This window comes from Phycicoccus ginsengisoli, from assembly GCF_054779295.1.
Window position 1 is genome coordinate 468618 of record NZ_BAAGYN010000001.1, and the last position, 12982, is coordinate 481599.

Sequence of the window (12982 nt, forward strand, 5' to 3'; positions counted from 1 at the left end):
CGCGAGGGGTGGAACCGTGGCCAACGCCTACGTCGAGAGCAGGATCACCGTCACCCGGACGGTCCTCGTGGTGCTGGGCGTCCTCGTCGCGGCCCTGTTCACCTGGGGCGCCGTCGCGGTGCCCGAGCCGAGGTGGTTCGCGGCCCTGCCGATGGACGTGCTCGGCATCGGCCTCGTCCTCGTGGGGAGCCGTCGGCGCGTCGTGACCCGGGGCGGCGCAGGGGGCGTGCTGCTGTCCCTCGGTGGGCTGGTCATCGCCGCCTCGGTCGTCGTCTCCTTCGCCCTCGGCAACGCCACCTGACCGCGAGCCGCGCGGTCGGGGACCGGCGGCGTGCGCCGACCTGCTGACGCGCCGGGCGCGCAGGGCTAGCGTGGGCCGGGACGGCGACTCCGTCGCCGAGGACGGAGCAGCGCCATGGCCAACCACGTGTACTCCATCTCCGAGGTCGTCGGCACCTCACCCGACGGCATCGAGGCAGCCGTCGACAACGCCGTGACGCAGGCCGCGCGGACGGTGCGCAACCTCGACTGGTTCGAGGTGCAGAGCGTCCGGGGCCAGATCGCCGACGGTGCCGTGGCGCACTGGCAGGTGACCGTCAAGCTCGGGTTCCGCCTGGAAGCCTGACGCCGGGCTGGGCCGGGCCGGGCCGGACTCGGCCGGGCCGGACCGGGCGCGCACCGGCGCGGGCGCGAGGTCGCCCCCCGTACTCGCGGGGCCCAGTTGCGGCCATTTCCGCACGCGGCGAGCCGCACGGGTGGAACGATCGGGGACGACGACGCCCAGTGCTCAGGAGGTCGGATGCGGCTCGGTGCGCTGGTGCTCCAGGAGCAGCCGTGGCGGGAGGCGCGGCACACGTGGACGTGCCTGGAGGAGGTCGGCTTCGACGCGGCCTACCTCTCCGACCACCTGACCCACGCCACGACGGCGGAGCCGTGGTGCGCCGACTGCTGGACCACCCTCGCTGCCGCGGCCGGCGTCACGACGACCCTGCGCCTCGGCACGCTGGTCGCCTGCCTCGCGGTCCGCAGCCCCACCGCCCTGGCCCGCTCGGCGGCGCGGCTGCAGGACCTCAGTGACGGCCGCCTCGTCCTCGGCCTGGGCCCCGGTACCCCCGCCGACGTGCGGGCCGACAGGGGCGAGGCCGTCACGGTGAACGACCTCTGGCGGCGTTACGAGGAGTCGGTGTCGGCGCTTCGGGCACTGTGGCTCGGCGGGTCGACCTGGGAGGGCTCGGTCGTCCGGGTCGACGGGGTGCACCCGCCCCCGCAGGCGACAGGGCTGGGGCCGCCGCCGGTCCTCATCTCGGGGGTCGGCCCCCGGGCCTACGACCTCGCCGCCCGGCAGGGCGACGGCTGGGTGGCCGTCGGGAGACCGGCCCTCGCCGCCCCCGACGGCGCCGGCTGGTGGGGGGCGCTGGCCCGCCAGTCGCACCGGGTCGGGGCGGCGTGCGAGCGCATCGGGCGTGACCCGGCGACCATCCACCGGGTCGTCGTCGTCGGATCGGGCCTGGTGCGTCCGCTGGCCACGGCCCAGTCGCTGGCCGACGTGGTGGGGGAGGCCGAGCAGGCGGGCTTCGACGAGGTGGTCGTCCACGCCCCGGCGAGCCTGCGGGAGGACCCCGCCTGGGCCGACCCCGACGTCGTCGCCGAGGCGGTCAGCTCGCTGCGTCGTTGACCGGGCCGCTCCCGGGCGGCGACGCCTGCACGAGCGGCAGGGTCCGCAGCGGTATGCGCGTGGCCAGCGAGATCGCGGTGCTGGCCCGGACGACGTGGCGGTCGTCGACCACGGCGTCGATCACCCGTTGGAGGTCGGCGTTGTCGCGCGCGACCACCGAGATGAACAGGTCGCCGGAGCCGGTGATGGTGTGGGCCTCGAGCACCTCGGGGATGCGGGCGAGGTGCTCGACGACGGGGGAGTGGCCCCGGCCCTGCCGGATCTCCAGGGTGCAGAACGCCGAGACCGGGTAGCCCATCGCCGCGGGGTCGAGCTGGGGGGCCCAGGACCGGATGACCCCCCGCGTGGCCAGCCGGTCGAGCCGGGCCTGCACCGTGCCCCGGGCGACACCGAGCTCACGGGACGCCCCGAGCACGCCGACCTGCGGACGCTCGGTGAACAGGGTGAGCAGGCGTCGGTCCAGGTCGTCCAGGGGCATGTGCACATTGTCCACTGGGATCCGCATCCCGGCGACCAGTCTGCGCACTCTGCGCAGCCGACCGGCACACGGTTGCACACCCTGCCCACGGGGCGGCACCCTGCCGCCATGACGACCACCAGCGACACCAACCTCGACCTCACGCCGCAGGAGCGCGAGGCCAACCTCGACCTCGAGCAGCTCAAGCAGCTCGTCGGCCTCGTCGAGTACGACGAGACGAAGGACCCGTTCCCGGTCACCGGCTGGGACGCCATCGTCTTCGTCGTGGGCAACGCCACCCAGGCTGCGCACTACTACCAGTCCGCCTGGGGCATGGAGCTGGTCGCCTACGCCGGCCCGGAGAACGGCCAGCGCGACCACAAGTCGTTCGTCCTGAAGTCCGGGTCCATCCGGTTCGTCCTCAACGGCGCCGTCAGCCCCGACAGCCCGCTGATCGAGCACCACGCGAAGCACGGCGACGGGGTCGTCGACATCGCCCTCGAGGTCCCGGACGTCGACAAGTGCATCGCCCAGGCCCGCTCCGCCGGCGCCCGCGTCGTGCGCGAGCCCGAGGACCTCACCGACGAGCACGGCACGGTCCGGATCGCCTCGATCGCGACCTACGGCGAGACGGTGCACACCCTCGTCGACCGCTCCCGCTACGACGGGCCGTACCTGCCCGGCTACGTCGCCACGGAGTCGACCTGGGTCAAGCGGGACGGCGCCCCCAAGCGGCTCTTCCAGGCCCTGGACCACATCGTGGGCAACGTCGAGCTCGGCAAGATGGACGAGTGGGTGACCTTCTACAACAAGGTCATGGGCTTCGTGAACATGGCCGAGTTCATCGGCGACGACATCGCGACCGACTACTCGGCCCTGATGTCCAAGGTCGTGGCCAACGGCAACCACCGGGTGAAGTTCCCGCTCAACGAGCCGGCGATCGCCAAGAAGAAGAGCCAGATCGACGAGTACCTCGAGTTCTACGCCGGCCCCGGTGCGCAGCACCTCGCGCTGGCCACCGGTGACATCCTGCGCACCGTGGACGAGCTGCGCGCCAACGGGATCGAGTTCCTCGACACCCCCGACTCGTACTACGAGGACGAGGAGCTGCGCGCTCGCATCGGTGAGGTGCGCGTGCCGATCGAGGAGCTGAAGGAGCGCAAGATCCTGGTCGACCGCGACGAGGACGGCTACCTGCTGCAGATCTTCACCAAGCCTCTGGGCGACCGCCCGACGGTGTTCTTCGAGATCATCGAGCGGCACGGCTCGCTCGGCTTCGGCAAGGGCAACTTCAAGGCGCTCTTCGAGGCCATCGAGCGCGAGCAGGACGCCCGCGGGAACCTCTGAGCCCCAGCGCCCTTCGGGGCCCGGAGCCGGTGCGCTGCGTGGTCACCACGCGGCACACCGGCTCTCCGCGTGCGGCCGGCGAGGGCGGCCCGGTCAGCCGACGGTTGCCGCCTCACGCCGGCCCGTCCTCGACGGGCTTGGCCTGCAGCACGGAGTCGTTGCCGCTCATGGCGTTTCACCCCACGCGCGCCACCATGCCGTCACGCGTCGAGTCGCGGTGCAGCGGGAGATCGAGCGCGTGAGAGGCTTGTCGTCATGAGCACGCCATCGAGCCCGGGCTGGTACGACGACCCGGAGGACGCCGCCCGGCTGCGGTACTTCGACGGCGTGGTCTGGACCCAGCACACGACGCCCAAGAGCACCCGCCCGGCAACCACGGCCGAGCAGGCGGCGGCGGCCGGAGCAGAGGCCGCCCGTCAGTGGGTGTCCCCCGGCGGGCACGGGTCGCACCCCGGGGCGCCGGGCGGTGGCCCGCGATCGGCCGCGGGCCCCCAGGCCGGTGTGCCGGGAGGTCAGGGGCGCGGGCCGGGCACACAGCCGGGCCGCCCCAACCCGCAGTTCCCGGGGGCGCCGCAGCAGCACCAGTGGAACGCGCCGCCGGTCGGCCAGGGCTGGGCGACGGGGCCGACCACGCCGGACGGACAGCCGCTCGCGAGCTACTGGCAGCGGGTGGGGGCCTACCTCATCGACGCCATCCTCACTGGGCTGGTCAGCGCCCTGCTCGGGGGCTGGATGCTCTACCGGGCGATGCAGCCGTTCTTCGACGGGTTCGGCGACGCCGTGCGCTCCGGTGACGCGGCGACGATGGAGCGGATCACCTCCGACATCGACTACGGCTACCTCGCCGGCTTCAGCCTGGTCGCGGCAGTCGTCGCGTTCGCCTACCAGGTCTTCTTCCTGACCCGCAGCGGTGCGACGCCGGGCAAGTCGGTGGCCGGGATCTCCGTCCGGCTGCGTGAGCGACCCGGTCCGCTGACGCTGGCGTCGGCGGCCCGGCGCGCCTCGGTGCAGACGCTGCTGGGCCTGCTGGGCAACGTGCCGCTCCTGGGCACGTTCGCCTCGATCGCCGCCCTGCTCGACCTGCTCTGGCCGGCATGGGACTCCCACCGGCAGGCGTGGCACGACAAGGTCGCCGCCACCAACGTCGTGGTCGGCAGGCAGCCGCGCGGCTGACCGGGCGCGACGGCCCTCGGGCCCTCAGGAACTCAGGCTCTCGGGCCCTCAGCCCCCGGCGACGACCGTCCCGCTCACCTCACCGAGGCCGATCCGCGAGCCTGCGGGGCCGGGCGCCCAGGCGCGCAGCACCAGGGTGTCGCCGTCCTCGATGAAGGACCGGGCGCTGCCGTCGTCGAGGGTCACGGGCTCCGTGCCATTCCAGGTGAGCTCGAGGAAGCTGCCGCGGGTGCGTGGTCCGGTGCCCGAGATGGTGCCGGAGCCGAAGAGGTCGCCGCTGCGCAGCGAAGCGCCGTTGACGGTCAGGTGGGCGAGCATCTGGGCGGGTGACCAGTAGATGTCGCGGTACTCGGGTCGGGACACCACCGTGCCGTTCCAGACCACCTCGTAGTGGATGTCCAGCCCCCGGGCCGCGTCGCCGGTTCCGCGCAGGTACGGCAGCGGCTCGGGGTCCTGGCCGGGCAGGTCGACACGGGCGGACCCCAGGGCGTCCAGCGTGACGACCCACGGCGAGATCGAGGTGGCGAACGACTTGCCGAGGAACGGGCCGAGCGGGACGTACTCCCACGCCTGGATGTCGCGGGCACTCCAGTCGTTGAGCAGCACGACCCCGAAGAGGTGGTCGCCGGCCTGGTCGATCGGCACCGGGTGGCCGACCCGGGACGAGCCGCCGACAACGAACCCGAGCTCGGCCTCGATGTCGAGCTTGCGGCTGGGCCCGAAGGTCGGGGCCGGGTCGCTCGGCGCCTTGCGCTGCCCGCTGGGCCGGACGACGTCGGTACCCGAGACGACGACGGTCCCCGCCCGGCCGTGGTAGCCGATGGGCAGGTGCTTCCAGTTGGGGGTGAGCGGCTCGGAGTCCGGTCGGAAGATCCGGCCGACGTTGGTCGCGTGGTGCTCGCCGGCGTAGAAGTCGACGTAGTCGGCGACCTCGATCGGCAGGTGCATCGTGACCTCGGCGAGCGGGACGAGGTGGGGCCGGGTGCGCGCCTCGTGCACCGGGTCGGTGAGCACCTCCCGCAGCCACGACCGGGCGACGGTCCAGGCCGGCCGGCCGAGCTCGAGGAACGCGTTGAGGCTCGGCTGCTCCCAGGCGGCCGTGAGGTCCGGGCCGTCGCCCACACCGACGCTGTCCCGTCCGACCCGCGCCACCTCGCTGACGTCCAGCACCCACTCGCCGACGCGCACGCCGACGCGGGGAGCGGTGCCTTCCGTCGAGAAGACGCCGTACGGTAGGTTGTCGAGGCCGAAGGCGTCGTCGTCGGCGAGGTCGATCCAGGACGTGGTCATGCGTGCTCCTCCAGGAGGCCCAGGGCGGCCAGCTCGGTGATCGGGTCGGTGACACCGCAGCAGCCGTAGGCCGGGAAGAAGGCGCGCACGATGGCGGCGTCGGCGGCACTCATGCGGGTGACGTGGGGGACCAGGACGGCCGGGTCGCGTTCTGCCAGCAGGGGCACCAGCTCGTCGACGTCGTCGCCGTTGAGGGCCCAGCGCACCGCGACCAGGACGTTGAGCAGCCCGTGCTGCTCCTGCCCGTCAGGGGTGCCACGCACGGCATGGTGCAGGCCACCGGTGAGCTTGAAGCCGAGGTCGTGGTCGACGGCGGTGCGCACGAAGGTCGCGAGCTCGCGTTCGTCGGGCCACGCCCACGTGTCGGTGGCCCCGGTGCGGAACTTCGCCTGCAGCGGTCGGTCGTCGGAGGCGTCGGCTGCGATGTCGGCGACCGCCTGGGCCTGCGCGTCACCGCGCGGCACCTCCAGCGTCAGCGGTATGCCGGGGGTGGGCGCCTCGCGCCACGACGGCTCCCAGCCGCGCTCGACCCCGACGACCTGGACCCCCGCGGTCGCCTGCAGCAGGGCCACGGCCTCGACCACCTGGTCGACGGGGACCCCCGGGCGGCCGATGACCGCCACCTCCACCGGGCGGGAGTCGGCGGCGGCGGCGCCCGCGCCCGCGCCGGCGACCAGGGGCGGCAGGTCTCCCGCCGCGGAGGCGGGGACGAGGAGCGGACCGACGAGCCCGGCATACCAGCTGGTGCGGTGCACCCGGTGCATCCGCACGGCCTCCTCGAGGGGGGCGTTGCCCGGCGGGAAGACCGCCGCGTCGTCGACGAGGCCGGCGAAGAGGCCGGGCTCGGCAGGGCGGGGTGCGGCGGCGTCCGACAACCTCGTCATGACGCGCACCCTACTGGCGCGCGTCGGCGCCGCGCGGACCGGCCGCGCGGCGCCGCCCCGGCCTCGGTGGGCCGGTGGCAGGACTCTCAGGCGCCCATGGTGTCGTCCATGTCGCCGAGCGCACGCGCCGCCTCGCGCAGCGACCCGACCGCGTCCACGAACGGCACCGGCTCGCCGGCCGGCAGCGGCCCCACGGCGGTCAGCGGGACGAGCTGGTCGCCCTCGCCGCCCTCGTAGCTGAGCCACAGCGCCTCGAAGTTGAGCGCGGGCACGCGGTAGAGCCGCAGCTGGCACTCCCGCTCGTCCTCCCCGGCCCGGGCGACCGCGACCTCGAGGGCGGCGCGGAACGGCTCGAGGTGGTGCGGGGACGCGGACATCCCGCGGACCTCGCCCTCCCGGCTGTCGTCGACGTCGAACCACGCCTGCGGTACGCCCTCCAGCGTCTCGTAGACCCGCAGGCCGACCTGCGTACCGGTGGGCGCCTCCTTGCGCCGGCCGGTGAGGGCGTCGAGCCCCACGACGTGGAGCGGCTGGGCCAGGCCGAGCGAGGCGCTGGTGTCGCCGGCGGACTCGCGGGCGGCCTCGGCGTGCGGTGCCTGCTTGAGCTTGAGCAGCGGCCGCACGTCCCAGATCTTCCGCAGGATCGGCTCGGCCACGAGGATCGGGATGATGGGCAACCTGAAGTACCTCTTCGTGTAGTACGTGTGGGTCCAGGTGCCGCTGCCCTGGTAGTTCGTGGAGAAGTCGGCGACGCTCAGGTGGGACGTGCCGTAGATCGGGTCGTCGATGTCAAAGTACTCGTGGCCGAGGAACCGGCTGTAGCCGTAGATGCACATGAAGTGGCCGCCGCCCCCGCTCCAGCCGATGCGGGCGCCCACGGGCCGGCCGGCGTCGATCTCCGCCTTCACCTGGGCGAAGGTCGCCGCGCCGGTGATGCTGACGAAGTTGTCCGTGCGGGTCAGGGCGCGGTCGAGGTACCACGGCACGTTGGCCGCGGCGGGGACCGGGGTGTTGCAGGCGTCGGTGCGCCCGAGCTCGGCGTTCGCGACCCGGCACTGGGTCCACGAGCTCCAGAACCAGTAGTAGTGCGACACGCTCGTCGCGGTCGCGGCCCAGCACCAGTTGGACTGGGTCTGCGGCTGCATGTGGAACCCGAGCTGGCGGGACTGGAACAACGTCCCCCACCAGTCGAGGTCCCACAGCAGCGATCGGTACGGTCGCGACGTCGCCGCGACCAGGTCGTCGATGGACATGGGTCGAACCCCTTTTCTCGAGGGTGCCGCCACCGCGTCGGTGGTCTTTGGAGGGGGTTGCCCCGAGTGTGGCCCGATCCCTTGCGGTTGGGCTCATGCAGGTGCAGTAGCCACGAGCCGGGACGTCACCCGCAGCCGCCGGCGGACTGGCGCCGGGAGGCAGCCCGGTCGGGCCACGAGGCCCGGCGCCGTCGTGACATGCTCGGACCCAGCACCCTTTCGACGACGAGAGAGCGAGCGATGGCGCACTACCAGGCGATGGGCAGCATCCCGCCGAAGCGGCACACCCAGCACCGGCGTCCGGGCGGTCGGGGCAGGCCCGGTGAGCTGTACTACGAGGAGCTGATGGGGGAGGAGGGGTTCTCCTCGGACTCCTCGCTGCTGTACCACCGCAACATCCCCTCGACGGTGTCCGGGGCGCGGGAGTGGGTGCTGCCGGACCTGGCGACGACGCCGAACCACCCGTTGCAGCCGCGGCACCTGAGGCTGCACGACCTGTTCACGCCCAGGCAGGTGAAGGACACCGACGTGGTGACGGGGCGCCGGCTGGTGCTGGGCAACGGGGACGTGCGGATCTCGTATGCCGTGGCCGGTGCGCCGAGCCCGTGGTACCGCAACGGGATCGGGGACGAGTGCGTGTACGTCGAGCGCGGCCGGGCCCGGGTCGAGACGGTGTTCGGGGCGTTCGACGTGGCCGAGGGCGACTACCTGGTCATCCCGCGGTCGACGACCCACCGTTGGATCCCCAAGCGGTCGACCAAGGACCCGCTGCGGGCGTACTGCATCGAGGCCAACAGCCACATCACCCCACCCAAGCGCTACCTGTCCAGGTTCGGCCAGCTGCTGGAGCACGCGCCGTACTGCGAGCGGGACCTGCGGGCGCCGCAGGGGCCGCTGCTTGCCGAGGACGTGGGGGAGAAGGCGACGGAGGAGTCCGAGGTGTTCATCAAGCACCGGGGGAACGGCCCGTCGGGGATCGTCGGCACGGTGCACGAGCTGCCGTTCCACCCGCTGGACGTCGTGGGGTGGGACGGGTGCCTGTACCCGTACGCGTTCAACGTGCGTGACTTCGAGCCGATCACCGGGCGGGTGCACCAGCCGCCGCCGGTGCACCAGGTGTTCGAGGGCTGGAACTTCGTGATCTGCAACTTCGTGCCGCGCAAGGTCGACTACCACCCGCTGTCGATCCCGGTGCCGTACTACCACTCCAACGTCGACAGCGACGAGATCATGTTCTACGTCGACGGCGACTACGAGGCACGCAAGGGCTCGGGCATCGGCAAGGGGTCGATCTCGGTGCACCCCGGCGGCCACGCCCACGGCCCGCAGCCCGGGGCGTCCGAGGCGTCGATCGGGGTGGAGTACTTCGACGAGCTCGCCGTCATGGTCGACACGTTCCGGCCGCTGGAGCTGGGGGAGGCGGGGCTGGCCGTCGACGACGGCAAGTACGCCCTGTCCTGGAGCGCCGGCACCTCCCGTGCCGGCGCCTCCCGCGACGGCTCGGACTACTCGATCGGCTGACCGTGGAGCAGCAGGGCGGCCCGGGCGCCGGAAGGACCTCGGTGGCGCTGGTCCGCCTCGTCGACTCCACCTGTGGCGTCGTCGTGCACGTGCTCGGTGCGCACCCGTCGCGGCCGGCGGACCTGGACGTCGTGGTCGAGGTCGTCGGCGCGGTGCGGGGGAGCTGGCCGGACGTCGTCTCCCGCGACGACCTCGCCGAGTGGTCGGCCGGCCTCGACGAGCTCGAGCAGGGGCGCCCCGTCTCGTGGCGTGACGGCGGCCGCGGCGTGGCCCTGCGGCTGACGCCGTGGCCTGACGGACGCGGCGTGGACGCGCACGTGTGGGACGAGGCGCGCACCGGCATCGAGGTCTCGCTGCCGGTGCGGCCCGGGGCCGGCTGGGTCGCCGAGCACCGGGCGCTGCTCGGCGCGGTGCGTGCGGCCCACCCCTGAGCCGCTCGGCCGGGGGCGAGCCGAGCGTGCTCGCCCGCGGCGGTGGGCCACGCCGGCGCGGCCGACCGGTTGCCGGCCCAGGGGGCTCCCGCGACGGTCGGCGCGCGGCTAGGGTGGACACTTCGTCCCGTCCCCGGCGAGGCAGCCGTACGCCGTCGCGGGCGCCGCCGGCCCACGAGGCCACCGAGGTTCCCAGGAGGTCCTGATGCCCAGTCCCGACTCCGCTGTCGCTCGTCTGGTCGCCGTCGAGCGCACCCGGAGGGAGATGCTGGCCCTCGCCGCCGTCGGAGGTGCCGGCGCGGGCGCCGCTTTCCTCGGCAGTGGCACAGCCCACGCCGCCCAGGAGAAGGGCCCGAACAAGGGCGGCGTCTCCTACCGGATCACGGTGATGGGGACCACGGACACGCACGGCAACGTCCTCAACTGGGACTACTTCAAGGACGCCGAGTACGACGACTCCAAGCACAACGACGTCGGCCTGGCCAAGATCGCCACCCTGGTCGCGGGCGTGCGCGCCGAGCGCGGCGCCGACCGGACCCTCATGCTGGACGCGGGCGACACCATCCAGGGCACGCCGCTGTCGTACTACTACGCGCGGGTCGACCCCATCACCGGGGGCTCCAAGCACCCGATGGCGGTCGCCATGAACCAGATCGGCTACGACGCCGCTGCGCTGGGCAACCACGAGTTCAACTACGGCATCGACACCCTGCGCACGTTCGAGTCCCAGTGCGACTTCCCGCTCCTGTCGGCCAACACCGTCGACTGGACCACCGGCGCCCCGGCGTTCAAGCCCTACGTGATCAGGAGCTTCAAGGTGCGGGGGCTGGGCAACCCCCTCAAGGTCGGGATCCTCGGACTCGTCACCCCGGGCGTGGCCATCTGGGACAAGGCGAACGTCGACGGGCAGCTGCGCTTCCCCGGGATCGTCGAGCAGGCGAAGGTGTTCGTGCCCAAGCTGAAGCAGGCCGGCTGCGACCTCGTCGTCGTGGCGTGCCACTCCGGCTCCGAGGGCACGTCGTCGTACGGCGACGCCCTGCCCTACCCGGAGAACGCCTCGACCCAGCTGGCCGAGCAGGTCGCCGGGATCGACGCCATCCTCGTCGGGCACTCGCACGTCGAGATCGTCGAGCGGTTCGTCGACAGCAAGGTTACGGCGGGCAAGAAGGTCCTGCTCACCGAGCCGCTCAAGTGGGGCATGCGGCTGTCGGTCATCGACTTCGACGTCACCCACGACGGCAAGCGCTACGTGCTGCAGGACGTGCACTCCCACCTCCTGGACTCCAGGAACGTGCCGGAGGACGACACCGTGGCGGCCCTCCTCGCGGACGACCACGCGGTGGTGCGCACCTACGTCAACTCGGTCATCGGCACGTGCACGCACGCCATGTCGGCGGCGACCGCCCGGTTCGAGGACACCGCCGCCCTCGACTTCATCAACCACGTCCAGGGCCAGGCCGTGAAGGCCGCGCTCGTCGGGACCCCGCAGGAGTCCCTCCCGGTGCTGTCGATCGCGGCCCCCTTCAATGCCGACGCCGCGATCCCCGCCGGTGAGGTGACCGTCCGCGACGTCGCCGGTCTCTACATCTACGACAACACGCTGCTGGGGATCGTCCTCACGGGCGCGCAGGTCAAGGACTACCTCGAGTTCTCCGCGCGCTACTTCCAGCAGGTCACCAGCACGGGTCCGTACGACCCCGACCAGGTGACCCGGGCCGTGACGTCCACGGCCCCCAACGGCACGCCGGACTACAACTACGACGTCATGGGCGGCCTGGACGCATCCCTCGCCTACGACATCGACATCGCCAAGCCCGTCGGCCAGCGGATCACCAACCTCACCTACGCAGGCAAGGTGGTCGACCCGACGGCGCAGTTCGTCATCGCGATCAACAACTACCGACAGTCCGGTGGTGGTGGCTTCCCGGGGGTCACGACGGCGCCGGTCGTCTACAACGCCCAGGTCGAGATCCGCCAGCTCATCATCGACTGGGTCACCCAGCAGGGGACGATCGACCCGACGACCTTCACGACCTACGACTGGAAGCTCGTCGCCGACGGGCAGCCGGTGCAGGTGAATGGCGCCGTCGAGGGCGGTCGCAGCTGACCCGTCTGCTCGTCACCGGCGCCAGCGGCGCGCTGGGGTGGGTCGTCGCGTCGAGGGCCCGGGCTGCTGGCCACGAGGTCGTCGGCACGTGTCTCACCACACGGCCGCCGGACCCCGTCGGCGAGTGGTCGTGGCGGGTGGACCTGCGCGACCTCGGGGCCACGGTGGCGTTGCTGCGGGAGGTCCGGCCCGAGGTCGTCGTGCACACGGCATACCGGCAGGACGACTGGGCGACCACGGCGGGCGGTGCCGCGCACGTGGCACTCGCCTGCGCCGACTCCGGCGCGCGGCTGGTGCACGTCTCCAGCGACGTGGTGTTCCGGGGCGACCGGGACCGCTACACCGAGGACGACGAGCCGGATGCCGTCGCACCGTACGGCCGGGCGAAGGCGGCGGCGGAGCAGGCCGTGCTCGAGTGTGCCCCGGGTGCGGCCGTCGTGCGCACGTCACTGGTCCTCGGGCTGTCGGGCGGGCGCCGGTCGCCCACCGAGCAGCTCGTCCACGCGCTCGCGACCGGAGCCCGTGAGGGCGCCCTCTTCACCGACGACGTGAAGTGTCCCGTGCACGTCGACGACCTCGCGGACGCGCTGCTCGAGGTGGTGGCCCGCGGCCTGGCGGGCGTCCTGCACGCGGTCGGCCCGGACGCCGTGAGCCGACACGAGCTGGGGCTGCTCGTCGCCGCGCGCGACGGGCTGGACCCCGCCCGGCTGCCGACGACGACGAGGGCCGCGGCTGGGGTGGACGGGGCGGCCCGGCTCGTCCTCGACGCGACCCGGACGCAGGCCGTGCTGCAGACCCGCCTGCGCGGAGCCCGCGAGTTCCTCGCGCAGCGCTGAGCGACCGC

General features: G+C 72.9%; 13 protein-coding genes. 9 read left to right on the forward strand and 4 right to left on the reverse strand.

The window, feature by feature from the left end; translation table 11 throughout:
* The first annotated feature begins 16 nt into the window (after positions 1–16).
* From ACYVDO_RS02155 to ACYVDO_RS02165, 3 genes are all read left to right on the forward strand, one after another.
* Entirely contained in the window at positions 17–301 is a 285-nt protein-coding gene (locus ACYVDO_RS02155) for a hypothetical protein (protein WP_460932542.1), read from the forward strand.
* Between the two features lie 114 nt (positions 302–415).
* Complete coding sequence (locus tag ACYVDO_RS02160; protein WP_460932544.1) at positions 416–625, forward strand: dodecin; 210 nt, start codon at positions 416–418, stop codon at positions 623–625.
* Between the two features lie 174 nt (positions 626–799).
* The gene (locus tag ACYVDO_RS02165) at positions 800–1675 is read left to right on the forward strand and encodes an LLM class flavin-dependent oxidoreductase (RefSeq protein ID WP_460932546.1); all 876 of its coding nucleotides are present in this window, start codon (positions 800–802) and stop codon (positions 1673–1675) included.
* On the opposite strand, the gene ACYVDO_RS02170 is transcribed toward ACYVDO_RS02165, so the two are convergent.
* Entirely contained in the window at positions 1656–2153 is a 498-nt protein-coding gene (locus ACYVDO_RS02170) for an Lrp/AsnC family transcriptional regulator (RefSeq protein ID WP_460932548.1), read from the reverse strand. The two genes, ACYVDO_RS02165 and ACYVDO_RS02170, sit on opposite strands and share 20 nt — an antisense overlap.
* 108 nt (positions 2154–2261) lie before the next feature.
* On the opposite strand from ACYVDO_RS02170, the gene hppD reads away from it, so the two are divergent.
* Entirely contained in the window at positions 2262–3479 is a 1218-nt protein-coding gene (gene hppD / locus ACYVDO_RS02175) for a 4-hydroxyphenylpyruvate dioxygenase (RefSeq protein WP_460932550.1), read from the forward strand.
* Positions 3480–3734: 255 nt separating this feature from the next.
* Positions 3735–4652 (forward strand): RDD family protein, encoded by a 918-nt coding sequence (locus ACYVDO_RS02180; RefSeq protein WP_460932552.1) that lies wholly within the window; start codon positions 3735–3737, stop codon positions 4650–4652.
* 48 nt (positions 4653–4700) lie between these two features.
* Here the strand turns inward: ACYVDO_RS02180 and fahA are convergent, their stop codons facing one another.
* From fahA to ACYVDO_RS02195, 3 genes are all read right to left on the reverse strand, one after another.
* Positions 4701–5942, reverse strand: coding sequence for a fumarylacetoacetase (gene fahA / locus ACYVDO_RS02185; protein ID WP_460932554.1), 1242 nt, complete (start codon positions 5940–5942; stop codon positions 4701–4703).
* Positions 5939–6826: a hypothetical protein gene (locus tag ACYVDO_RS02190; protein WP_460932556.1), complete on the reverse strand. Its 888-nt coding sequence runs from the start codon at positions 6824–6826 to the stop codon at positions 5939–5941. Before ACYVDO_RS02190 ends, fahA begins: the two co-directional genes overlap by 4 nt.
* An 86-nt stretch (positions 6827–6912) precedes the next feature.
* Positions 6913–8079, reverse strand: a complete 1167-nt coding sequence (locus ACYVDO_RS02195; RefSeq protein ID WP_460932558.1) for a papain-like cysteine protease family protein — start codon at positions 8077–8079, stop codon at positions 6913–6915.
* Positions 8080–8319: 240 nt separating this feature from the next.
* Here ACYVDO_RS02195 and ACYVDO_RS02200 point away from each other — a divergent pair, with 240 nt between their 5' ends.
* The 4 genes from ACYVDO_RS02200 (at position 8320) to ACYVDO_RS02215 (ending at position 12974) form a co-directional block, all read left to right on the forward strand.
* Positions 8320–9600, forward strand: a complete 1281-nt coding sequence (locus ACYVDO_RS02200) for a homogentisate 1,2-dioxygenase domain-containing protein (RefSeq protein WP_460932560.1) — start codon at positions 8320–8322, stop codon at positions 9598–9600.
* Between the two features lie 41 nt (positions 9601–9641).
* Positions 9642–10031, forward strand: coding sequence for a DUF5959 family protein (locus ACYVDO_RS02205; RefSeq protein WP_460932562.1), 390 nt, complete (start codon positions 9642–9644; stop codon positions 10029–10031).
* Between the two features lie 205 nt (positions 10032–10236).
* The gene (locus ACYVDO_RS02210) at positions 10237–12138 is read left to right on the forward strand and encodes a bifunctional metallophosphatase/5'-nucleotidase (RefSeq protein ID WP_460932564.1); all 1902 of its coding nucleotides are present in this window, start codon (positions 10237–10239) and stop codon (positions 12136–12138) included.
* A gap of 5 nt (positions 12139–12143) precedes the next feature.
* Positions 12144–12974: an SDR family oxidoreductase gene (locus tag ACYVDO_RS02215; RefSeq protein ID WP_460932672.1), complete on the forward strand. Its 831-nt coding sequence runs from the start codon at positions 12144–12146 to the stop codon at positions 12972–12974.
* The last annotated feature ends 8 nt before the right edge of the window (positions 12975–12982 follow it).

Bases quoted from the DNA above. Each gene is read 5' to 3' on its own strand.
- ACYVDO_RS02160 (WP_460932544.1), top strand. From the start codon at position 416: ATGGCCAACCACGTGTACTCCATCTCCGAGGTCGTCGGCACCTCACCC.
- ACYVDO_RS02165 (WP_460932546.1), top strand. From the start codon at position 800: ATGCGGCTCGGTGCGCTGGTGCTCCAGGAGCAGCCGTGGCGGGAGGCG.
- ACYVDO_RS02170 (WP_460932548.1), bottom strand. From the start codon at position 2,153: ATGCCCCTGGACGACCTGGACCGACGCCTGCTCACCCTGTTCACCGAG.
- hppD (WP_460932550.1), top strand. From the start codon at position 2,262: ATGACGACCACCAGCGACACCAACCTCGACCTCACGCCGCAGGAGCGC.
- ACYVDO_RS02180 (WP_460932552.1), top strand. From the start codon at position 3,735: ATGAGCACGCCATCGAGCCCGGGCTGGTACGACGACCCGGAGGACGCC.
- fahA (WP_460932554.1), bottom strand. From the start codon at position 5,942: ATGACCACGTCCTGGATCGACCTCGCCGACGACGACGCCTTCGGCCTC.
- ACYVDO_RS02190 (WP_460932556.1), bottom strand. From the start codon at position 6,826: ATGACGAGGTTGTCGGACGCCGCCGCACCCCGCCCTGCCGAGCCCGGC.
- ACYVDO_RS02195 (WP_460932558.1), bottom strand. From the start codon at position 8,079: ATGTCCATCGACGACCTGGTCGCGGCGACGTCGCGACCGTACCGATCG.
- ACYVDO_RS02200 (WP_460932560.1), top strand. From the start codon at position 8,320: ATGGCGCACTACCAGGCGATGGGCAGCATCCCGCCGAAGCGGCACACC.
- ACYVDO_RS02210 (WP_460932564.1), top strand. From the start codon at position 10,237: ATGCCCAGTCCCGACTCCGCTGTCGCTCGTCTGGTCGCCGTCGAGCGC.